Source organism: Pandoraea commovens (assembly GCF_024704525.1).
In the GTDB taxonomy this organism is placed as follows: Bacteria; Pseudomonadota; Gammaproteobacteria; order Burkholderiales; family Burkholderiaceae; genus Pandoraea; species Pandoraea commovens.
Genome location: NZ_CP102780.1, coordinates 151,671 through 173,566, shown reverse-complemented (window position 1 = coordinate 173,566; position 21,896 = coordinate 151,671). Strand labels below are relative to the sequence as shown.

General features: G+C 64.1%; 16 protein-coding genes and 1 pseudogene. 14 read left to right on the top strand and 3 right to left on the bottom strand.

All coding sequences use genetic code 11. The annotated features are described in order from the left end of the window. Positions 1 to 100: 100 nt before the first annotated feature. The 3 genes from NTU39_RS01130 (at position 101) to NTU39_RS01120 (ending at position 5,788) form a co-directional block, all read left to right on the top strand. A complete protein-coding gene (locus NTU39_RS01130) occupies positions 101 to 3,880 on the top strand; it encodes an AfsR/SARP family transcriptional regulator (protein ID WP_174984512.1) in 3,780 nt (1,259 codons plus the stop codon). A 194-nt stretch (positions 3,881 to 4,074) separates the two neighbouring features. Beyond that, positions 4,075 to 4,641, top strand: coding sequence for a molybdopterin-dependent oxidoreductase (locus NTU39_RS01125; protein ID WP_174984509.1), 567 nt, complete (start codon positions 4,075 to 4,077; stop codon positions 4,639 to 4,641). A 64-nt stretch (positions 4,642 to 4,705) separates the two neighbouring features. After that, complete coding sequence (locus NTU39_RS01120; protein ID WP_257959023.1) at positions 4,706 to 5,788, top strand: agmatine deiminase family protein; 1,083 nt, start codon at positions 4,706 to 4,708, stop codon at positions 5,786 to 5,788. A gap of 278 nt (positions 5,789 to 6,066) precedes the next feature. Here NTU39_RS01120 and NTU39_RS01115 read toward each other — a convergent pair. Beyond that, positions 6,067 to 6,879 (bottom strand): annotated as a pseudogene (locus NTU39_RS01115) (FadR/GntR family transcriptional regulator); the annotation flags it as partial. A gap of 224 nt (positions 6,880 to 7,103) precedes the next feature. Between NTU39_RS01115 and NTU39_RS01110 the strand changes: the two are divergent. The 9 genes from NTU39_RS01110 to NTU39_RS01070 all read left to right on the top strand — a co-directional run bounded on the left by NTU39_RS01110 (position 7,104) and on the right by NTU39_RS01070 (position 16,186). Continuing rightward, positions 7,104 to 8,309, top strand: coding sequence for an ABC transporter substrate-binding protein (locus NTU39_RS01110; RefSeq protein WP_150664189.1), 1,206 nt, complete (start codon positions 7,104 to 7,106; stop codon positions 8,307 to 8,309). Between the two features lie 137 nt (positions 8,310 to 8,446). Continuing rightward, positions 8,447 to 9,304: a branched-chain amino acid ABC transporter permease gene (locus NTU39_RS01105; protein ID WP_150663837.1), complete on the top strand. Its 858-nt coding sequence runs from the start codon at positions 8,447 to 8,449 to the stop codon at positions 9,302 to 9,304. Next, positions 9,304 to 10,302 (top strand): branched-chain amino acid ABC transporter permease, encoded by a 999-nt coding sequence (locus NTU39_RS01100; RefSeq protein ID WP_174984598.1) that lies wholly within the window; start codon positions 9,304 to 9,306, stop codon positions 10,300 to 10,302. The genes NTU39_RS01105 and NTU39_RS01100 overlap by 1 nt, the downstream gene beginning before the upstream one ends. Beyond that, complete coding sequence (locus NTU39_RS01095) at positions 10,299 to 11,066, top strand: ABC transporter ATP-binding protein (RefSeq protein WP_150663836.1); 768 nt, start codon at positions 10,299 to 10,301, stop codon at positions 11,064 to 11,066. Before NTU39_RS01100 ends, NTU39_RS01095 begins: the two co-directional genes overlap by 4 nt. After that, complete coding sequence (locus NTU39_RS01090; RefSeq protein ID WP_150575063.1) at positions 11,063 to 11,764, top strand: ABC transporter ATP-binding protein; 702 nt, start codon at positions 11,063 to 11,065, stop codon at positions 11,762 to 11,764. Before NTU39_RS01095 ends, NTU39_RS01090 begins: the two co-directional genes overlap by 4 nt. A gap of 57 nt (positions 11,765 to 11,821) precedes the next feature. Beyond that, positions 11,822 to 13,084, top strand: a complete 1,263-nt coding sequence (locus tag NTU39_RS01085) for a Zn-dependent hydrolase (protein ID WP_150663835.1) — start codon at positions 11,822 to 11,824, stop codon at positions 13,082 to 13,084. Then, positions 13,081 to 14,580, top strand: coding sequence for a M81 family metallopeptidase (locus tag NTU39_RS01080; protein WP_150663834.1), 1,500 nt, complete (start codon positions 13,081 to 13,083; stop codon positions 14,578 to 14,580). The genes NTU39_RS01085 and NTU39_RS01080 overlap by 4 nt, the downstream gene beginning before the upstream one ends. 171 nt (positions 14,581 to 14,751) lie before the next feature. Beyond that, entirely contained in the window at positions 14,752 to 15,936 is a 1,185-nt protein-coding gene (locus NTU39_RS01075; protein WP_257959021.1) for an acetyl-CoA C-acyltransferase, read from the top strand. Positions 15,937 to 16,012: 76 nt separating this feature from the next. Beyond that, a complete protein-coding gene (locus NTU39_RS01070) occupies positions 16,013 to 16,186 on the top strand; it encodes a hypothetical protein (protein ID WP_174984506.1) in 174 nt (57 codons plus the stop codon). Between the two features lie 385 nt (positions 16,187 to 16,571). Here NTU39_RS01070 and NTU39_RS01065 read toward each other — a convergent pair whose 3' ends face one another. Together NTU39_RS01065 and NTU39_RS01060 are read right to left on the bottom strand one after the other, a co-directional pair. Then, a complete protein-coding gene (locus tag NTU39_RS01065) occupies positions 16,572 to 17,897 on the bottom strand; it encodes an MFS transporter (protein WP_257959019.1) in 1,326 nt (441 codons plus the stop codon). After that, entirely contained in the window at positions 17,894 to 19,084 is a 1,191-nt protein-coding gene (locus tag NTU39_RS01060) for a M20 aminoacylase family protein (RefSeq protein ID WP_150663832.1), read from the bottom strand. The genes NTU39_RS01065 and NTU39_RS01060 overlap by 4 nt, the downstream gene beginning before the upstream one ends. A 278-nt stretch (positions 19,085 to 19,362) precedes the next feature. Between NTU39_RS01060 and NTU39_RS01055 the strand changes: the two genes are divergently transcribed. Continuing rightward, positions 19,363 to 20,283, top strand: a complete 921-nt coding sequence (locus NTU39_RS01055) for a LysR family transcriptional regulator (RefSeq protein ID WP_257959017.1) — start codon at positions 19,363 to 19,365, stop codon at positions 20,281 to 20,283. Positions 20,284 to 20,400: 117 nt separating this feature from the next. Next, the gene (locus NTU39_RS01050; protein WP_257959016.1) at positions 20,401 to 21,870 is read left to right on the top strand and encodes a TAXI family TRAP transporter solute-binding subunit; all 1,470 of its coding nucleotides are present in this window, start codon (positions 20,401 to 20,403) and stop codon (positions 21,868 to 21,870) included. The last annotated feature ends 26 nt before the right edge of the window (positions 21,871 to 21,896 follow it).

The following is a 21,896-nucleotide window of genomic DNA, read 5'->3' as shown; positions in this document are numbered from 1 at the left end:
CGTCTCGTTGGCATGCCGACGGGATGACATCATGAAATTCGCAATACCGGCGCATGCCCCCGCGGCCCCGCCGGTTTTGCTTATTTGCCGTCCAAGGACAATGCAAGCCAACAGATCGCTCTACTTGCTCGGACCGATGCGGGTCGAACAAGGCAAACAGGCCTGCGCCGTGAAATACACGAAAGCGCGCGGCCTGCTCGCCTATCTCGCCCTGCAACCGGGCTATCACACACGCGGCGCGCTGGCCGACCTCTTCTGGCCCGACGAAGACGGCCAGGGCGGTCGCGACAAGCTCAAGCGCATGCTGTTCCATCTGCGCGACACCCTCGGCGACGAACTCTTCGAATCCGATCGTCAGGTCGTGCGTCTGCGTCCGGAAACCGGGCTGTGGATCGACGCGCATGTCTTCGCGAGCATGATCGAGCAGGCGAACCGCACGCTCGACGGCGTCACCGGACTCGATCTCGCGGCGCACCTCCAGCATCTGGCAGATGCCGTCGCGCTATATCAGGGGCCGTTCCTTCACGGCCTTTCGGTGCGCGACACGCCGGATCTCGAACAGTGGATCGAACTGCAACGCGACGAATATCAGCGCCGCCGTGTCTTCGGCGAACGTCTGCTTGCGGACGGTTACGCTCGTCTGGGCGATCTCGATCAGGCGCTGGCTCACGCGCGTCAGCTCGTAGCGCTGGCCCCTTTCGACGAAGCCGGCTGGCATTGCCTGATCGCGCTGCTGCTACGCGCCGGACGTCGCGACGACGCCGAGACGGAATACCGCCGTCTGTGCGACATCCTGCATGAAGAACTCGGCGAATTGCCCGGCGACGCGCTGACGCAACTGCTCGAGACGCCGCCTGCGCGCATGGAGCAGCGCGCGACCGGCCCCGAGCGCCGCCAGATCACCGTCGTCGCGATCGAACTCGCCCCCAATGGCGTGGACGATCCCGACCAGCTCGTCGCGATGATGCGCCCGCCCCTCGTGCAGTGCGAAACGATCCTGCGACAGTCGTGGGGCTACACGTTGCGCACCCCGACCGGCGGCCTGCTCGGCTACTTCGGTTACCCCACGGCACTCGAAGGTGCAGGACGTCATGCCGTCGAAGCCGCCATGCGCTGCGTGCAAGCGAGCACCGTACGCGTTGGCATCGGTGTGGGCGTTCACACAGGCCTCGTGATCAGCTCGGCAGCCGACGACAGTCCCGACACGGGCGGTCGCGTCTCGCGCTCGGCCACGCAGCTCGCCGACATGGCGTTGCCCGGCGAAGTCGTGATCTGCGACGCCACGCAGCGCCTCATCGGTGTTGCCATTGCCACAACGGCGCACGGCAGCGTGCGCGAGCGTCACGGCAATCGCGAGATTCCGGTCTTTCGCGTCAATCCCGATCCCACCCCCGAGCGTCGTTCGCGCCGCCGAGCGGCCACGCTCTTCGGTCGCGATGCCGCACTGGCAGAACTCACCGCCGCCCATGCGGCCATGCGCGACGCCAGCACCGGCCACGACGTATTGGCGCTGGTCATCGGCGAAGCCGGTATCGGCAAGACAGCGCTCGTGCGTCACTTCGTCGAGACGGGCGGTCTGCGCTCCATCGATCTCGCCTGCGCACAGGACGGTGCAGGCACGCCGTTCCATCCGATCGCGCGCTGGCTGCGTGCCCAGTCGACGGTCGAGGCCTCGCAGTTGCCCCAACCCGCGCTGCTCGCCCTGAGGCGTCTGCGCGCGCTGTTCGACATGCACGCCGACGGCAATGTGCCGCATGCGTGGAAGCAGGCTGTGCTCAACGAAGCGCCCACACTCCTCGCCGCGCTATTGCCTGACGGCGGTGTGATTACGCTCGACGACGCACACTGGGCCGATCCGTCCACGCAAGAATTGCTCGCCGTGATGGCGGAGAATGCGCCGGGCGGACGCTTGCTGATCGTCGGCGCGCGCCCCGAATTCGAGTTGCCCTGGCGGCATACCGTCGGACTTCGCCGTATCGATCTCGCACCGCTCGATGCGGGGGCGGCAGCCTCCATCGTGCGCGCCGCCACGCCGCGCGTCGCCTTGCCTGCCGCCATGCGCGAGCGCATCGTGCATCTGGCCGAAGGCGTGCCGCTGTTCCTTCAGGAGCTGGCACGCGCGACGGCCGCGCAACAAGGCGGACGCAACGCTGTGAACACCATGCCGATGCCCGCGAGCCTTCAGGAACTGATGATGGCGCGCATCGACGCGGCGGGCAGCGCCAAGCCCGTGGCGCACTTCGCGTCGTGCCTCGGCCATGAGTTCCACGCCGAATTGCTGGCCGCCGCGAGCGGCCGTTCGATGGCGCTCGTCGAGCGCGCGCTGGACACGCTCGTCGCCTGCGCCCTCGTGCAGCGTCAGGATTTCGGACGCTACGTCTTCCGTCATGCGCTGCTGCATAAAGCCGCGTACGACGCACAGCCGCAAGAGCGCCGACAAGACGCGCACCGCCGCATTGCACTGGCGATGCGCGATCACGCGTCCGTTCAGACCGAACCCGAAGTGCTGGCGTGGCACTTCCGTCAGGCGGACGAACCCGACGCCGCCATTGAGCATTACCGCCTTGCGGGCGAGTACGCGACCGGCCGTCAGGCATTTCGTGAGGCGTGTGCCCACTATCAGAGCGCGCTCGACGTGCTGCGTCAGACCGGTACCAGCGCACAGACCGCCGCGCGCGAATTGCAACTGCGCATGGCGTTGGGCGTGCCGCTCGTCTCCCTGCACGGTTACGGCTCGGAGCCTGCGCGTCACAACTTCGAGACGGCACTGGCGCTGGCACAGCCAATGGGCGACGACGTCACGCTTTTCCCCGTGTACTGGGGACTGTGGCTCGGTTCAAGCTCGTGGAGCGGCTTCGAGCGCAGCGTGGAACTCGCGCGCAAGCTCATCCTGATTGCCGAGCAAGCCGGTGCCTCACCGCTGCTCGCACACGCGTACTACGCGCTGGGCAATAGCCTGTGCTGCCACGGTGACTTCGGCGGGGCCATCACGGCACTGGAAACCGGTCTGGCGCACTACCGCCCCGAACAGGCCGACACCGGCCTCGGCGAAGACGCGCGCATTACGGGCCTGTCGTTCCTCTCGTGGGCTTACTGGTTCACAGGGCGCCACAACGCATCGCTCGCCGCGAGCGAAGAAGCGTTGGCGATGGGACGTCAGCAGGGCCGCCGATACTCGTTCGCCTTTGCGCTGGTGTTCGCGGCGATGCTGCGACGTCTGCGCCGCGAAGTCGCGCCCGCCGAAGCGCTGGCGAGCGAGGCGACCGAAGTGGCGTCCGAGGCTGGCGTGGCCCTCTGGGCGCTCGCCGGGCAGACGATTCGCGGGTGGGCACTCGCGTCGCGCGGCGATGTGAACGGTCTGGAGCGCATTACCGACAGCGTCGGTCGGCTCAGCGAAACAATGGGTGGCGTTGAAGGGATGTTCTTCGGTCTGCTCGTCGAAGCGTGCGCGGGCACCGGCGATATCGCACTCGGTTTGCATGCGGCTGAGCGCGGCGCGCACTTGTCGGCGCGTCGTAGCGACGGGCACTGGCAGGCGGAGTTCCTGCGTCAGAAGGGAAACTTCCTGCGTGCCGGACATCACGCCGACGACGCGATCCGTCCGTGGCTCGAACACGCGCTGCAAATCGCGCGGGCGCAGGCATCGCCCATGCTGACGCTGCGCGCCGCGCACAGTCTGTTGCGTCTGGGCGGTGGCAACGCACCGGAAACGCTGAGTGACGCCGAATGCATGACCGTGCTGCGCGACGCGCTCGACGCCCTGCAAGGTGGCGAGACGCTGGCGGACGTGCAGGAAGCGCGCGCCACGCTGGCGGAGGTCGCCGCACGTCATACCGGTAAAATCGCCGGGGCGACACGCCCTGCCCGCTACGGCAGCTGATGCTTGCGGGCGTCGCGGTGCGGTGCGTGACGCCCATCGGCAGCAGTGAGCCTATGCAGGGCCTGCTTCGGCCCGGCTTTTTTCCGCGCTTTTGCGCCGCGAATAGCCGCTATCAGCGACTCCGTATGTCTGCGCCGGGGTCGGCCGCTATATTGAGGCGACCGGCTCCCCCAGGCCGACACACCGAATCCACCATGCCCATCGACCCCTTGCGCGCGAACCTCGGCGCACCGCTCACGCTCGTCAGTCCTGCGCCGACCGGCCTCTCACCGACATCTGTGCCACCGCCCGCGACGGCTTTGCACACGTCGCGCGAAGTCGTCGTCTCGGGCAGTGTCAAACGCCGTCACTCCTTCGATCTGTGCGCACTCATGCGCCTGCCCACGCAGTTGACCGGGCCGCTCGACGTCGTCTGTCTGTCCGGTCGCAAAGTGCGCAGCGCGAGCGAGTACAAGGGCGTGCGGCTCACGGCGCTGCTCGACGTCGCGCAATGGCGTCTACCACAGGCCCGCGACTTCACGCGAGCGTATGTGCTCGCACAGGGCGCGGACGGCTACACCGTCATGTTCTCGTGGCACGAGCTGTACAACACGTCGATCGGTATCGGCGCACTGGTCGTCTATGAGCGCGACGGTCAGCCGCTTAGCGACGACGAGGGAGGCATCGGCCTAATTTCGACTGGCGATCTGCGCGTCGCACTGCGTCAAGTGCGTGCACTCAAGCGCCTCACCGTCCATCTGGCTGAACCGGCAGCCCTCTGAGGGCAATCGCAGCGCGCGTGCGCCGCCTACACTGGCGGCACTTTTCCTCACGGCGACGCGAATCATGACGGCATCCTCCGGAAAGTCCCTCGCAGCAAGCACGAACGCCATCGGCCACTGGCGCATGCCGCCGGAGTGGCATCCGCACGCCGCTTGCTGGATGGCGTGGCCGGGTGTCTCAGTCATCTCAACCGCGCAGCGCCAGCCGCTCCTGAGCGAACTAGCCCGCATCGCCCACGCCATCGCCCTGTTCGAGCCGCTACGCGTCGCCGTCGATCTTGCACACCTGGACGAAGCACGTCGCGCCCTGCCCGATAACGTCACGCTTTACCCCATGCCGGTCGACGATCACTGGATGCGCGACACCGGCCCGACCTTTCTGCTCGACGACGCCCTCACCCCGCACGCGCTGTGCTGGAACTTCAACGGTTGGGGAAAGCCGAGGATGCAATGCATCGATGCCGACGCGAAGGTCGCGCAGCGTGTGGCGCATGCGCATGACGAGAGGACACCGATGACCGCATCGCTCGCACCCATCGTGGCCGAAGGCGGATCGCTGCTGGTCGACGGTGACGGCACGCTGGTCGTGACGCAGACATCGATCCTCAACGAGAACCGCAACCCGGGTCTGACGCGCAGCGAAGCCGACGCGGTGTTTCGTCATTGGCTCGGCGTGACGAAAGTCGTCTGGCTGCCGGGATCGGTACTCGATACGATCACCGATGGGCATATCGACGGCATCGCGAGCTTCGTGCGTCCCGGCGTGCTGCTGGCGACGGGTGCCGAAGGTGACGACGAGCGGGCGAGGGAAATGCGTGAAAATCTGAAAGCCCTGCTACTCGCGCGAGACGCCCGGGGAAGGCACTTCGATATCGGCTTGCTACGTGCGCCGGACTTCGACGCGCTGCCCGTCGATCTCGCGAGCGATGCCGACTTCGCGCCGGAGTATGTGAACTTCTACCTGCCGAACGGCGGTGTGGTGATGGCGTCCTTCGGCGACGCGAAGGCCGATGCGCATGCCCGCGCCATCGTGCAGCAGGCGTTTCCCGAGCGACGCGTCGTGCAGTTGCCGTTACGCGCTGTCGCCCGGCGTGGCGGCGGCATTCACTGCTGCACGCAACAGCAACCGGCGGCAGTGCTGACGTGATGCTGCGCGCTGCACTGCCTACCGTTTCAGTTTGACGAGGTGCGCCGCGCAGTGCGCGCTTTGGGCGACGTTGCCGTCTTCGCGGCAGATTTCGTCGCGGCCTTCTTCGCAACCGGCGCCTTCGTTACTACCTTCTTCGTCGCGACCTTCTTTACCATGCCCTCGCCCGTCGCCTTGCGCGTCATGCGCTTCGGTGCCGGTGCGGCGTCCGCCGTCGCGATCTTCTCCGTCTTCGCCGTTGGCTTGCGGCGCGAGACCGGCGCAGCATTCGCACCCAACTGCGAGCGCACCCGCTGCTGCATGTCGGCGATATCCGAATCGAGAATCAGACGGCCGCGCAGCTTACCGTTCATCCGCTTGATGTAAGTGCGCGCCTCCTGCATGTGGAAATGCATGAGTTCGCGCACGCGCTCGGCATCGCCAGCGCGCGCCGCATCCGTGATCTCGCGATGGATGTTGACGTTGGCCGTGCCGAACTTCTCGTGTTCGCGACGCGGCGTCTCGTTGCCGAATACGATCAGCTGACGAATCATCTCGTTGACGAGTTCGCACGTAAAGCGCAGGAAACTGTTGGGATTGGCGGCCGCGAGGATGTCATGAAAGTCGACATCGGCTTGACGCTGACGTAGCAACTCACGACGATCGTGCGACGCCGGACTGCAACACGACATGTTGTTCTCGAGCGCAGCGAAATCGGCTTGCGTCAGATGCGGCACTGCACCGGCGGCGAGTTCGGGTTCGAGCAACTGACGCACCGTATAGATGTCGTCGATGCTCACTTCCTTGAAGAAGAGATAGTTCTGCATGAGCTGGAACGTACGCTCCAGCGGCACTTCCACGACCATGCCACCGCCCGACGGCCCGGTGCTCACCTTGATGAGTCCCTGCACTTCGAGCGACTTGAGCGCTTCGCGAATCGTGCTCTTCGATACGCCGAACATCTGCTGCAATTCGACTTCGCGCGGCAGACGATCGCCGGGCAACAGATTGCCTTCCGTGATCAGACGCTTGATGGCTTCGGCGACCAGATCGCCCCGCTTTTGTTGTTTGATTTCCAACGGCTCTCGCACCGTTTGTGCATCCAATGCCATGTAGCGCCTCAGGAGTCTGTTCGCACTTGAAACGTGCGTCACCGCAGCGGTGAACGCACGTCGTGTCTTGCTTTCCGGGTTGTCCCGGATCGGAATTTTTTCCGATTGACACGGAAAATCATTATACCTACGATCCAATCCATCCTATTTATCATAATAAATATGACGGATAGGGAAAAAGGCGTTTGACCCCATGAACGATTGCTCCCCGAATGGAGACCAAATTGAATCGTCGTGAACTGTTGAAGCTCGCCGCCGCGGCCTCTCTGCCCGGCTCTCTATTCACCGCTCGCGACGTGTTCGCGCAAAGCACCGGGGCCATTCAACTGGCGTGTCCGGTGCCCATGTCGGGACCGTTTGCCGCCAACGGCAAGTTCGCCGATCTGGGCATGAAGCTCATCGTCGAGCAATATGGCAAAGTGCTCGGCCGTCCGCTCGCTTACACCACGCTCGATACCGAAGGTAAACCCGCAACGGCGATTCGCCGCGTGCAGGAAATCGCGCAGCAGAAGGGCGCTCGCTTCTTCGCTGGCGGCATTCTCTCCTCGGAAGCGCTCGCCATGGGCAAGGAGGTCGAGAAGGCCGGTGGCATCTTCATCACCACGGCCGGGGCTGACGAAATCACCGGCAAGGACTGCAACAACGCCACGTTCCGCTGGTCCGTGCCGACCTTCGGCGCGATTGAGCAGACGGTGCGTCCGCTCATCGAATCGATGCCGAAGGCCAAGCGCTGGTACACGATCACGCCGCAGTACGTGTTCGGCGAAGGCTTGCTCACCGCCGCGAAGAACATCTTCAAGGAAAAGGGCATCGAGCACGTGGGCAACAGCTATCACTCGCTCACCGAAAAGGAGTTCTCGGGCTATCTGACGAACGCCGCTGCCGCGAAGCCCGACGTGCTGCTGATCCTGAACTTCGGCTCGCAGTCGTCCGACACGCTGCGTCAGGCCGTGAGCTTCGGCATGAAGAAGAACTGCACGATCCTGATGGCTTGGGCCTCGGGTCTGGAGCAGTTCGAGACGCTCGGCGCGGATCTGTGCGACGGTGTGTACTTCGGCGCGCAGTATTGGCACGCCGTGGCCTCGCCGCTGAACCTCGATCTGGTCAAGCGCACGCAGGACCGCTTCAAGCAGAACCCGAACTACAGCCTTGCCGGTTCGTACATCTGCACCAAGCTCATGCTCGACGGCATGGTCAAGGCAGGGAGCGCCGATCCGAAGGCGGTCATCGCAGCGATGGAGGGCCTGAAGTACGACGGTCTCACCGGACCGGAAGAGATTCGCAAGGGCGACCATCAGGTGCTCAAGAACTACTACCTGCTCAAGGGCAAGGCGAAGGCGAAGATGAAGAACGCCGACGACTACGCCGACATCGTGAGTGCAGGGAAGTCGTTCCTGCCGCTCGACAAGACCGAGTGCAAGATGGCCTGACGCCGTTTCACTTCGTTACGCTATCTGAAGTCTGTCGCTCGCGGGGACGCACGTCGTCCCCGCATGTGTCGTCTGTGCTGCGCAACTCGCACGGCACAAGGTGTTCCACGTCTGCTCCAAAGCTCTCCGGGACGCGCATGAACGTCTACTTGCTCCAAGTCATCAACGGCGTCGGGATCGGGATGTTGTACTTCCTGCTCGCCGTCGGCCTATCGATCATCTTCGGCCTGCTGCGCTTCGTGAACTTCGCGCACGGTGCCTTCTATCTCCTCGGCGCGTACTTCTGCTATCAGGCAATGCAATGGGGCATGTCGTTCTGGCTCGCCCTCATCGTGTGTCCCATCGTCGTGGGCGCGCTCGCCTGGATTGCCGAGAAGGTGCTGCTCTCGCACATCTACGAGAAGGCGCACGAGTTCCACATTCTCGTGACGGTCGGCCTGGCACTCGTCGTGCAGGAAGCCGTCATCATCATCTGGGGGCCGCTGGGCGATAACGTCGCCGTGCCCGAAATCCTCGACGGCGTGGTGATGTGGGGCAGCTTCATCTATCCGAAGTACCGCCTCTTCCTCATCGGCTTCACCGCCGTCTTCGCCGCCGTGCTGTGGTGGTTGCTCGAAGGCACGCGTCTCGGCAGCGCAGTACGCGCGGGCAGCGAGTCGTCGGAGATGGTGTCGTTGCTGGGCATCAACGTGTTCCGGGTGTTCAGTCTGGCGTTTGCCCTCGGCGCAGGCACAGCGGCACTCGCGGGTGTACTGGCCGCACCGGTGCGCGGCGTAGAGCCGTTCATGGGCATCGAAGCGCTGGGCATTGCGTTCGTGGTGGTCGTCATCGGCGGCATGGGCAGCTTCGCCGGGGCGCTGGTGGGCGGTCTCGTGATCGGCATCGTGCAGAGTCTGATGAGCACGATCTGGCCGGAAGGCGCGCGTCTCATGATCTACGTGGCGATGGCAGCGGTGCTGCTCATGCGTCCGCACGGCCTGCTCGGGAGGGGATGATGCTCGTACGTTACCGTTTTTGGTGGCTCGCCGCCGCCGTCACGCTGATCCTGCCGGTCGCGCTCTCGTCGGGCACGTTGGCCACCGAAGTGCTGATCTACGCGCTCGCCGTCCTTGGCTGCAACCTGCTGCTGGGCTACACCGGTCTGCTGTCGTTCGGTCAGGGCATCTTCTTCGGGCTGGGCAGCTACACGCTGGGCATCATGCTCACGCGCTGGTCGTTGCCGATGCCGGTGGCCATCGTTGCCTCCATCGTGCTGGGTGCGGCGATAGCGGCCCTCGTGGGCAGCTTCGCCATCCGGCAGAAGGGCACCTACTTCGTGATGCTCACGCTTGCGTGCGCGCAGATGTTCTACTTCTTCGCCTATACCGCGACGGACTGGACCGGCGGCGACAACGGCCTGCTCGACATTCCGCGCAAATCGCTCGCCATTGGCGGCAAGACGCTGATTCCGCTGGAGACGCCGTGGCAGTACTACACCTTCGTCGCGGTCATCTTCCTGATCGTCTTCGCCTGGTTGTTGCGCGTGGCGGACTCGGTGTTCGGCCGCACGTTGCTGGCCATTCGCGATAACGAAACGCGCGCAGCAGCCATCGGTTACCACGTGAAGACGTTCAAGCTCGTGGCGTTTGCCATCTCCGGCGCCGTCACAGCGTTGGCTGGCGCGCTGCACGCGTTGATGACGGGCATCGCACCGCTGTCCAACATCGAGTACCACACGAGCGAGATGATCCTCGTGATGACGGTGATCGGCGGCACGGGCAATCTGTTCGCCTCGGTGCTGGGCGCGGCGTTCTACGTGCTGGCCGCCGACTGGTTGTCAACGCTCTGGCCGCGCTGGCTGTTGCTGCTCGGCCTGCTGCTCATCGCCGTGAGTCTGTTCATGCATCGCGGCTTGTGGGGCGTGGGCGAATCGCTGTGGTACCGCATCACGGGCCGCCGCAATACGTCGAACGACAAGCTGGATACACAGAGTACGCAGGGAGACCCGACATGAGCGACGCTCTTATCGAAGCCTCGGGCATCGTCAAACGTTACGGCAAGTTCACCGCACTGCACGGAGTCGATCTGCGCGTCGCTCCGCGCACGGTGCACTCTGTGATCGGACCGAACGGCGCGGGCAAGACCACGCTGTTCCACATGCTCACGGGCACTGTGCCGGTCTCGGGCGGACGCATCATGTTCGACGGTCACGACGTCACGACCGAAGCCGATTACCGTCGTGTGCAACGCGGCATCGCCCGCTCGTTTCAGGTGACGGCACTGTTCCAGAACCTGTCGGTGCGCGAGAACCTGCGTCTGGCGGCATTGGGCGTGACGCCGCGTCAGGCGCTGTCGACCTGGCACAAGGCGGACGGCGCGCGCGCCTGTGCGGCCGTCGTGGACGACGTGCTCACGCGACTCGCGCTCACACGTCATGCGGACACCGCCGCGGGTCTGCTCTCGCACGGGCAGCAGCGACGTCTCGAAGTCGGCATGGCGCTCGCCGCGCGTCCCAAGGCGATCTTTCTGGACGAGCCGACGTCCGGCATGGGCATCGACGATCTCGACGACATGAAGCAACTCATTCGTGGCCTGCGCGACGACCACACCGTCGTACTGATCGAGCACAACATGAACATCGTGATGGACATCTCCGACACGATCACCGTCATGCAGCAAGGCCGTGTCCTCGTCGAAGGCAAGCCGGATGCGATTCGTGCCGACGACCGCGTGCGCGCCGCTTATCTGGGCAACATGATCACGGGAGGCCGCGCATGATTCTCGACGTCGCAGGCGTTCACAGCTATTACGGCAAGAGCCACATCCTGCAAGGTGTGTCGTTTCAGATTGGCGACGGCGAACTCGTCACACTGCTCGGTCGCAACGGCGCGGGCAAGTCGACGACGCTCAAGACCGTCGCCGGTGTGGTGACGCCCAAGGCGGGCAGCATCACCTTCATGGGCAAGCCGGTCGCCGGGCAGCCCGCGCATCGCATCGCCGCGCGCGGCGTGTGCTTCGTGCCGGAGCATCGCGGCATCTTCAAGCTGCTCACCGTCGAGGAGAATCTGAAGCTCGGCGCGCGACGCGATTCGCCGTGGCAACTCGCCGATATCTACCGCATTTTTCCGCGCTTGCAGGAGCGTCGCAAGAACGGCGGTGCGCAACTCTCGGGCGGCGAACAGCAGATGCTCGCCATCGGGCGCGCGCTGATGAATCACCCGCGTCTGCTCATGCTCGACGAACCCGTCGAAGGGCTGGCGCCGGTGATCGTCGAAGAGATCGTGGCGCAGTTGAAGCTCATCAAGCAGGCGGGCGTGGCCATCCTGCTCGTCGAACAGAATCTGGAAGTCTGCACGCAGCTCGCCGACCGGCATTACATCGTCGAGCAGGGCGTGATCGTGTATGGCGCGGACAACGCGGCGTTTCTCGCCGATGAGGTCGTCAAGGACCGTTATCTCGGCGTCGGCGTGGCGTAGCCCGCCCGACTGGCGTCCCCGCTGGCGTCGATAGGCAATTCTCAAGGACAGAAAAACATGGAACGTCTCGATCAACCGGCTGCCGCAGTGCGCATTGACGGTGCGCGTCTGTGGGACAGTCTCATGAAACTCGCGCAGGTCGGCGCGACCGAGAAGGGCGGCGTCTGCCGTCTCGCGCTCACGGACCTCGACCGTCAGGGTCGCGATCTGTTCGTGACGTGGGCCAAGGAGATCGGCTGCACGGTGCGCATCGACGCCATCGGCAATATCTTCGCGCGACGCGCCGGGCGTAACGACGCGCTGCCGCCCGTCATGACCGGCAGCCACATCGACACGCAGCCGACCGGCGGCAAGTTCGACGGCAATTACGGCGTGCTGGCTGGCCTCGAAGTGCTGCGCACACTTAACGACAATGACATCGTGACGGAAGCGCCGCTCGAAGTCGCCGTCTGGACGAATGAGGAAGGTTCTCGCTTTGTGCCCGTGATGATGGGCTCGGGGGTCTATGCGGGCGCGTTCACGCTCGAACACGCGCTCACGCAGAAGGATCGCGACGGCATCAGTGTCGCCGAAGCGCTGGGCGGCATCGGGTATGCGGGCAAGACGTCTGCCGTTGGGAAGACGGGCGACGTCGGCGCGTATTTCGAAGCGCACATCGAACAGGGACCGGTCCTCGAAGCGCACGAGAAGACCATCGGCGTGGTGCAGGGCGCGCTCGGCCAGCGCTGGTACGACGTCACCATCACCGGCATGGAAGCCCACGCGGGCCCGACGCCGATGGAACTGCGTCGCGACGCCTTGCTGGCGGCGGCACAGCTGATTCAGGCCGTAAACCGCATTGCTTGCGAACATGCGCCGCACGCGCGCGGCACGGTGGGCTGGGTCGACAACTATCCGAACTCCCGCAACGTCATTCCGGGTCGCGTGACGCTCTCCGTCGACCTGCGCGCAGCGGACGACGCCACGCTCGACGCCCTCAATGCGAAGCTGCGCGCCGAGTGTACCGCGCTGAGCACGAAGGGCATCGACGTCGCCATCGAGCAGGTCGTGTACTTCCCGCCGCAGCCGTTCGCGCCGGAACTGGTCGACGCCATCCGCACCGGCGCACAGACGCTCGGTTATTCGTCGATGGACGCCATCAGCGGCGCAGGACACGACGCGGTGTATCTCGCCCGTGTCGCCCCCACGGCGATGATCTTCGTGCCGTGCAAGGACGGCATCAGCCACAACGAGATAGAAGACGCCGATCCGGCGCACCTCGAAGCCGGTTGCAACGTATTGCTGCAAGCGATGCTGCAACGCGCCGGAGGTGCCGCATGAAAGTCATGATCGCGCGGATGAATCACGAGACGAACACGTTCTCGCCAGTCCCGACGCCGCTCGAAGCCTTCGGCAATGAAGGACCGAAGTTCGATGCCGACGCTTATCGCGACAACAAGGGCATGCGCACGGCGATGTCCGCGTTCATCGATCTGGCAGAAGCGGCGGGCGCGCAGATGGTAACGCCCGTTTCCGCGAGTGCGAATCCCAGCGGTCCGGTGGCGGCGAGTGCGTATGACGAACTGTGCCGTCGCGTCGTGGCGGCGGCCACCGGCGTCGATGCGATTCTGCTCGATCTGCACGGCGCGATGGTCGCGGAAAACAGCGACGACGGCGAAGGCGATCTGCTCGCGCGTGTTCGCGCCGCCGCGCCCGACACGCCGATTGCCGTGGCGCTCGATTTGCATGCGAACGTCACGCCGAAGATCGTGGCGAACGCCGACATCGTCGTCGGCTTCAAGACGTATCCGCACGTCGATATGTACGAGACGGGCGAGCATGCCGGGCGTCTGCTGTTCGAGATGCTGGCAGGCAAGCGTCGCCCGAAGGTGGTGTGGCAACAGCCGCCGCTGATGGTGCACTCGCTGCGCAGCACGAGTCATGGCGGCGCGATGAAGCGGGCGCTGGACGCCGCGCGCCGCGCCGAGGCCGAGGAGGGCATCCCGGCGGTATCGGTGTTCTCGGGCTTTTCGCTCGCTGACATTCCGGCGCCGTGCATCAGCGTGGTGGTGACGGCCGAGGAAGGTGAGGACGGTGTCGCGCGTGCGCAAGCAGTCGCCAATCGCATCGCGGCACAAGCATGGGACGAGCGCGACGGCTTCGTCTATCGCAGCGCACCGTTGGACGAGTCGATTGCCGAAGCGAAGCGGCTGGCACAAGGTGCCGACAAACCGGTGCTGCTGCTCGATCACAGCGACAACTGCATGTCGGGCGGCACATGCGACACGATGGATGTACTGGAGGCCGCACTGCAAGGCGGTCTGACCGGGATCGGCGTTGGCCCGCTGTGCGACCCCGAGGCCGTGGCGACATTGATCGCCGCGGGTGAAGGTGCCGAAGTCACGCTGGCGGTAGGAAACAAACGTCCGCTCACTCAGTTGGGCATCACCAAGACGCCGCCGGTGCTGACCGGCATCGTGCGCAAGATCAGCGACGGCGAATACGTCGTGACGGGTCCGACCTACACGGGTCAGCGCTGCTACATGGGGCGTACGGTGCTGTTCGACATCGGCGCAGCCCGCATTGTGGTGACGGAGCGCACGCACGAGCCGTGGGATCACGGTGTGTTCACGTGCGTGGGGCTCGACCCGCGCAACGAACAGTTCCTGCTGCTCAAATCGCGCATGTACTGCCGCCCGGTGTTCGTGCCCATCTCGGCCGGTCTGGTCGAATGCGACAGCAACGGTGTGACGAGTTCGAACTACGCGCTGTTCCCGTTCTCACGCGTGAATCGTCCGGTGTATCCGCTAGATTCCGAGGTGACGTTCGGCAAGTAGTCGCGCGGTGGCGAGCCTTCCCGGTTCGTCTCCTGTTAACGTTGTCAGGTGCGCGATGCGACGTCGCGTCCTAAGCTGAGGTTTTGGGTCGCAACGGTCGGTGCCGATTCAATCGGCGGCGACGGTCTTCGGCCGAACTGCTCTGATCGTCACGATTCGGAGGGCCTCACGATGCGCACCGACATCGTCATCATCGACGCCGCACGCACCGCCATCGGCGAATTCGGCGGTACATTGCGGGAGAAACCGCCCGTCGACCTCGGAAGTGCGGTCGTGGGTGCACTGCTGGAACGCACCGGCATCGCGGGCGACCGGGTCGATCAGGTCGTGTTCGGAAACGTCCATCAGACCGCAGCAAGCGATATGTACCTTGCGCGACGTGTCGCCCTCGGCGGCGGCATTGCACCGCGCGCGGGTGCGCTGACCGTCAACCGGCTCTGCGGCTCCGGTCTGGAAGCCGTGCTCCTGGCCGCGCAGTTCATCGATTCGGGTGAAGCCGAGACCGCCATCGGCGGCGGAGCGGAGACGATGAGCCTCGCACCCTATCTGCTCCCGGCGAATCGTTTCGGATCGCGCCCCGGCGATGTCGTCGCCACCGACTCCCTGATGGGAGGCCTCACCGATCCGATGACCGGTGCTCACATGGGCGAACTCGGCGAGCGTATCGCGGCGTCCTACGACATCGACCGGGCGCAGCAGGACGCCATCGCGCTCGCCTCGCATCAACGCGCCGCTCACGCGATCGAGGCGGGTTACTTCGATGCGCAGATCGTCCCTATCGACGTCGGTTCGTCACGCAAGCCCGCCACCTTTACCCGCGACGAGCGCGTGCGACCAGCGCCTTCCGGCGACGATTTCGCTCAACTCAAACCGGTATTTCGTCGCGACGGCGGCACGATTACGGCGGCAAACGCGTCCGGCATCAACGATGGCGCATCGGCCGTGCTGGTGACGACGCTACAAAACGCGAAGCTGCGACGATTGCGGCCATTGGCGCGCCTCGTCGCCCATGCGCGCGTAGGTGTGCTGCCCGCGCAAATGGGTATCGGACCGGTCGTCGCTACGCGAGAAGTGCTTAAGCGCGCGGACCTCTCGATTCGCCACATGGGCGTAATCGAGCTGAACGAAGCCTTCGCTTCGGTCGTCGGGGCATTTCTGAAGGAGATGTCGCTCGACGCGGAACGCGTCAATCCGAACGGCGGCGCCATTGCGCTCGGTCATCCGGTCGGGGCGACCGGCGCAGTCATGGTGACCAAGGCCGTGCATGAGTTACAGCGCTCCGGCGCGCGTTATGCACTCGTGACGACCTGCATCGGCGGCGGACAGGGGATTGCGGCGATCTTCGAGCGGCTGTAGCGACGGCGAGATCCCCCTCATTCTCGAGGCTTAAGCAGTCGGAAATAATCGTTATTACCACCACAAGGAGGAAGTCATGGTTGAGATTGTTTCAGTTACAAACTACGGTGATCATTTGGTGATCATTTTCAAGATAAATGGAAGACCAGACGAACACACGACCACGATTCAAAAGATCCGTGAAGGTAGACCACCAATTCACATGCAACTGATTGACGCCGTCAGAAGCTTGCTTGACGAAGTTAAGTAAATTTTCAAAACGGGCGTTGTTGCATAAAGTCGTCGACAAACTCAACCATCTCTCCGAGCGCATTCTTGCGCTCACGACCTGTACGGTGACGGACACAGGCAGAGAAATACCCCATCGGTTCCTCCTCGCAATCTTTGAAGCGCTTGGAAACATGACAGTCGAACTCGTCTGCGAGTGTCACAAGTTGAAAGCCGACGTTCTCGACGCATTATCCCGTCGGCCGATTCCGGGACTTCGTCCGCTGCGTGATCCGCGCCGGTGTCCCACCCGCCGTCTCAACGTCGCACAGCGTCAACAACGAAAAACGCCACGCATTCATGCGTGGCGTTCTTTTTTCCCCTCACCTAAACGCAAGGGACTGCGCAACGGTATGCGTCCCGCGCAATTACTCGTCGAGCACCTTGTTACCCGTCTCTTCAAACATCGACACCGCGATGAGCGACACGATCACGCAAACGATCATGTACCACGCCGGGGCCATCTTGTTGCCCGTCACACGAATCAGCCAACCCGCGACGAGCTGTGCCGTACCACCGAACACCGACACCGAAATCGCATAGGCGCTCGACATGTAGCCCGCACGCAGATGCTTCGGGAAGTTCTCCGGCATCAGCGCGTACGCCGGGGCCGACCCCATCGTGTAGCACAGCATCAGCACGATCAACGCGGCCAGCACCACCGGCAGCGACGGGTAGTTGATCATCACCCAGAACGCCGGGTACAGCAGCACGATCAGCGCCACGCGGCCGAACATCGTCAGCGGCTTGCGTTTGCCCATCTTGTCCGACCACGCGCCGTAGATCGGGCACATCACCAGCGAGATCGTGCTGGCGGCAACGCCCGCGAGCATCGACATCTTCGGCGGCAGACCCAGGTACTGAATGCAGTACGTCGGCATGTAGTACATCATCACGTACGTCGACACGGACATGCCCGCAATCGAGAAGATCGTGAGGAACCAGTTGCGCACATACAGGGCACGCTTGGGATCGTCGCGACCGGCGACGGCCTTCGCCTTCGGCGGCTCTTCCTGAATGTGACGACGCAGGTAGATACCGACCGGCGCAATCAGCGTGCCGAGCAGGAACGGAATACGCCAGCCCCAGCTATGCATGGTGTCGTCCGAGAGCAGGAAGCCAAGGCTCGCCGCCAGACCCGAGCCGAGCAGGGCGGCTGCGCCCTGACTTGCCAACTGCCAGCTTGCGCGGAAACCACGGCTCTTCGCGCCGCCCACTTCCAGCAGCGTGGCCGTCGCGGCACCGAACTCACCGCCCTGCGCGAAGCCTTGCAGCAAACGCGCGCTCACGATCAGCAGCGGCGCCGCGAGACCGATCTGCGCATACGTCGGCGCAAGACCGATGGCCGCCGAACCCACAGCCATCAACAGGATGGTCAGCGTCAGCGCAGGCTTGCGGCCAGCGCGGTCGGCGTAACGGCCGAGTACGATGCCGCCCAGCGGGCGCATCACGAAGCCCACCGCGAACACGGCGAACGCGAGCAGTGACGACGTGATGGGGTCGTCGGCCGGGAAGAACTGCTTGCCGATCGTCAGCGCGAAGTAGCTGTAGACCGTGAAGTCGAAGAACTCCAGCAAGTTGCCGATGACGGCAGCAAAGACGATCTTGCGTTGCTGTGCGGGTGACATCTGCACTGACGATGACGACGCTGCGCCGTCACCCTGAAACGATTGCGATTGCGTGGCGGTGCTCATGCGCGGTCCTTGGCAAGAAAGCGTTCGACCAGACGCGTCCAGAAGGCGGCACCGATGGTCAGATTGTCGTCGTTGAAGTCGTACTTGGCGTTGTGCAACATCGGTTTGCCTTCGCCGTTACCCAGGCGAATGAAGCAGCCGGGCACCTTTTGCAGGTAGTACGCGAAGTCCTCGCTGCCCGCGATGGGCGGGAACGGCGAAATGATGTGCTCCGTGCCGACCAGTTCCTCGGCCACGCTGCGGGCAAATTCCGTTTCCGCTTCGCTGTTCACTAGCACCGGATAGCCACGGATGTACTCGATGTCGGCGCTCGCGCCGAAGCCTTCGGTATGCGACTTCACCAGCGCGCAGATGCGCTCTTCGAGCGTCGCGCGCACCTTCGCCGAGAACGAGCGCACGCTCAGCTCCATCGTGGCGTCTTCCGGAATGACGTTCGGCGCAAAACCGGCATGGAACGTACCGACGGTCACGACCGCCGCTTCGGTCGGATCGATGCTGCGCGCCACCACGGTTTGCAACGCCATCACGAGACCGCTGCCGATCACCACCGGGTCGATGGCCAAATGCGGACGCGCCGCATGACCGCCACGGCCGTGGATACGAATCTTGACGGTGTCGCACGCAGCCATCAGCGGACCGGCGCGAAAACCGAACGTGCCCGTGGCGACGCCCGGGTGGTTATGCAGACCGAAGATCGCTTCACATGGGAAGCGCTCGAACAGGCCGTCGGCGATCATCTGCTCCGCACCGCTGTTCGAACCGGCTTCTTCCGCCGGTTGGAAAATCAGATGGACGGTGCCGTCGAAGTTGCGCGTCTTGGCGAGATGTTGTGCTGCGCCAAGCAACACCGTCGTGTGACCGTCGTGACCGCAGGCGTGCATCTTGCCGTCGTGCACGCTTGCGTACGCAAGGCCCGTCTGTTCGTGAATCGGCAGTGCATCCATGTCGGCGCGCACACCGACCGTGCGACCGCTCGTGCCCGCAGTGAGCGAGGCCACCACGCCGTGACCACCGACGTTACGCGTGACCGTGTAACCCCAGCTTTCCAGCTTCTGCGCCACGTAACGCGACGTGTCGACTTCCTCGTAGGACAGCTCGGGGTGTTGGTGGATGTGGTGACGAATGTCGGCCAACTGCTCGCGCGCGTCGGCCAGATCGCTCACCTCGCAATAGCGAATCTCGCTCATCGGGGGCTCCTCTCTAGTTTTTGCTAATTCTTGATTAACGCGGAGTATTGCACCGACGAAATTTCCCACCGATGACCCTCGGCGGGTCAAAATGTTGCTTTCAAGGCAACAATTCTTGAAGCGGCGATATAGATCGGATGTCGGTATCGGCAAGCAAAACCGTTGTTAATTCAATAGGTTGTCGCTAACCGCTGACGGGCACAATGCCACCTTGGCGATCATTGGCTGTCTCATGCGCCAGACCGGTGCATCCGCTCGAACGCAACAGTGAAACAAACATGAACAACGAATCGTGGATGGACGACATTGGTGAGCGTCCGCTCAAATATCTCGCCGAGATCGCCTCGACCGGGGGCGTGCGCATGGCCGCCGAGTCGCTCGGCGTGAATCCCTCCGTCGTCAGCCGACAGATCGCGGCGCTGGAACGGCGGCTGCGATTTCCGCTCATCGAACGACGCGGACGCAACGTGATCGTCACCGAAATCGGTCAGGTGCTCATCGACTATTACCGCGACGGCCAGCGGCGTCAGCGTGACTTGTCGGCCCGACTGGAGGAGTACCGGCATCTGAAGCGCGGACGCGTCGCCATCGGCGTGGGCGAAGGGTTTATCGGACGCCTGATCGCGCAGGCATTACAGCGCTTCTCGATGAGCTATCCGGACATCCTCGTGGAAATCCGCTCCGGCCCCACACCGGCCGTGCTCTCGCTGGTGCGCGACGACGTGGTCGACATGGGCCTGTGCGCCCGCTCGGACGACGATCCCGCCATGCGCATCCATCCGTTTGCCGCCAAGGCCTTGTGTGCCGTCGTCGCACCCACGCATCGCTTCGCGAAGATGGAGAGCGTGCCGCCCTCGGAACTGGTGCACGAGCGGCTCATTTTCATGACCGAAGCCCACGGCGTGCAGCACTTCGTGCACTCGGTGCTCGACACAGCGCGTCTGAACGTAACGCCCGCGTATCGCGTCGACCTGTTCAATACGGCGCAGACGCTCGCCGCAGCCGGTCTGGGTGTCGCCTTCATGTCGGCCATCACCGCGCGGCGCGGCATCGAACTCGGCGAACTGGTCGCGGTGCCCATCGACCACCCGATTGCCGCCGGTTTCTCCAGCCAGATGATGACCCGCGTGGGACGCCGCCTCTCGCCTGCTGCCGACCATCTGTGGAAACAACTCGCGCAGAGTCTCGCGAATCGATGAGTTGACGATGTCTGCGTTGGATGGGGACGGCTTGGGTCCAGCCTCGGGATCGACGCCGTAGATGGCGTATGATCGGCCGAATGTTGGACCCGTTGGCTAAGCCCGCCCGATCAATTCATGACGACTGACTCTAACCAACCCGCCCACCGGCGACTCCGCGCGCGTTTTGTCGCGATTTCCTGGCGAGATCTCGCCGTCTCCTTCGGCCCTGTCGTGCTCATCGCGATTGCGGCCATCTGGCTCGCTGTCTGGCTCGTACAACCGGCCCCGCCGCGCACCGTCACGCTGAGCGCCGGACCGGAAGGCAGTTCGTTCTGGACCGCCGCGCAACGTTACAAGACCATCCTCGCGCGCGATGGCATCACGCTTAATGTGCTGACCTCCGAAGGCTCGCGTCAGAACGTCGAGCGTCTGGCCGACGACAAGGAGAATGTCGACCTCGGCCTCGTGCAGGGCGGCGTATCGCAAGGTCTCGATACCGAGGGGCTGGTCTCGCTCGGCAGCATGTTCTACGCACCGATTTCCGTCTTCTATCGCGGTGAACGCGTGACGAAGCTCTCCGACTTCGCGGGCAAGCGCATCGCCATCGGCCGCGAAGGCAGCGGGGCACGCGCGCTGTCGCTCACGCTGCTCAAGGCGAACGGCATCGAGCCCGGCGGCCCGACGACGCTCACCGCTTACGACGGGCAGGAAGCCGCGCAAGCGCTGATCGATGGACGTGTCGATGCCGCGATGCTCACCGGCGACACTGCCACCGGCCCCACGATGGGCAAGCTGATTCGCACCCCCGGCGTGCGGCTGATGGACTTCGCGCAAGCCGACGCCTACACGCGTCGCTTCACCTATCTGAATCAGTTGACGCTGCCGCGCGGGGTCTTCGATCTCGGCCGCAATCTACCGGCGCAGCCGGTGCACGTCATCAGCCCGACGGTCGAACTCGTGGCGCGCGAAAGTCTGCACCCCGCGCTCTCCGATCTGCTCATCGAAGCGGCGCGCGAGGTCCACGGCAAGGCCAACCTGCTGCAACGCGCGGGCGAATTCCCGTCCGCACAAGTGCATGAGTTCCCGATTTCCGACGACGCCGCGCGTTACTACAAGTCAGGCAAGGGATTCTTGTACCGGCACCTGCCGTTCTGGATTGCGAGCCTCGCGGACCGGATCGTCGTACTGCTCGTGCCGATCATCGTGGTACTGATTCCGGCATTCCGGCTGGTGCCGTCGCTGTATAGCTGGCGTGTGAAGTCGCGGCTATATCGCTGGTACGGTGCGCTCATCGCGCTGGAGCGCGAGGCGCTGGCCGACGACGCTCATACGGAATACAAGAACCTGCGGCACCGGCTCGACGCCGTCGAAGCCGCCGTCAACCGCCTGAAAATTCCGCTCGCGTATGCCGATCAGTTTTACGTGCTTCGCGAACACATCGGCTTCGTGCGCGCTCGGCTCGACGCGATGAATGCCGAACCGGGTGCCTCGGATGCGTCAGGAGTTACGGGCGGCGATGCCGTCCAGCGAGCCGGTGGCGTGCCGCCGCAAGCAGATGATTCGGCAGGTGGCGCAGCGACAGAGAAGACGTCGAAAGAGACTTGAACGTCACCTCAAAGAATGACTTATGC

Excerpts from the sequence above, each read along its gene's own strand:
- NTU39_RS01090 (WP_150575063.1), top strand. The coding sequence starts at position 11,063 with ATGATTCTCGACGTCGCAGGCGTTCACAGCTATTACGGCAAGAGCCAC.
- NTU39_RS01105 (WP_150663837.1), top strand. The coding sequence starts at position 8,447 with ATGAACGTCTACTTGCTCCAAGTCATCAACGGCGTCGGGATCGGGATG.
- NTU39_RS01095 (WP_150663836.1), top strand. The coding sequence starts at position 10,299 with ATGAGCGACGCTCTTATCGAAGCCTCGGGCATCGTCAAACGTTACGGC.
- NTU39_RS01100 (WP_174984598.1), top strand. The coding sequence starts at position 9,304 with ATGCTCGTACGTTACCGTTTTTGGTGGCTCGCCGCCGCCGTCACGCTG.
- NTU39_RS01060 (WP_150663832.1), bottom strand. The coding sequence starts at position 19,084 with ATGAGCGAGATTCGCTATTGCGAGGTGAGCGATCTGGCCGACGCGCGC.
- NTU39_RS01055 (WP_257959017.1), top strand. The coding sequence starts at position 19,363 with ATGAACAACGAATCGTGGATGGACGACATTGGTGAGCGTCCGCTCAAA.
- NTU39_RS01125 (WP_174984509.1), top strand. The coding sequence starts at position 4,075 with ATGCCCATCGACCCCTTGCGCGCGAACCTCGGCGCACCGCTCACGCTC.
- NTU39_RS01065 (WP_257959019.1), bottom strand. The coding sequence starts at position 17,897 with ATGAGCACCGCCACGCAATCGCAATCGTTTCAGGGTGACGGCGCAGCG.
- NTU39_RS01070 (WP_174984506.1), top strand. The coding sequence starts at position 16,013 with ATGGTTGAGATTGTTTCAGTTACAAACTACGGTGATCATTTGGTGATC.
- NTU39_RS01130 (WP_174984512.1), top strand. The coding sequence starts at position 101 with ATGCAAGCCAACAGATCGCTCTACTTGCTCGGACCGATGCGGGTCGAA.
- NTU39_RS01050 (WP_257959016.1), top strand. The coding sequence starts at position 20,401 with ATGACGACTGACTCTAACCAACCCGCCCACCGGCGACTCCGCGCGCGT.
- NTU39_RS01080 (WP_150663834.1), top strand. The coding sequence starts at position 13,081 with ATGAAAGTCATGATCGCGCGGATGAATCACGAGACGAACACGTTCTCG.
- NTU39_RS01120 (WP_257959023.1), top strand. The coding sequence starts at position 4,706 with ATGACGGCATCCTCCGGAAAGTCCCTCGCAGCAAGCACGAACGCCATC.
- NTU39_RS01085 (WP_150663835.1), top strand. The coding sequence starts at position 11,822 with ATGGAACGTCTCGATCAACCGGCTGCCGCAGTGCGCATTGACGGTGCG.
- NTU39_RS01075 (WP_257959021.1), top strand. The coding sequence starts at position 14,752 with ATGCGCACCGACATCGTCATCATCGACGCCGCACGCACCGCCATCGGC.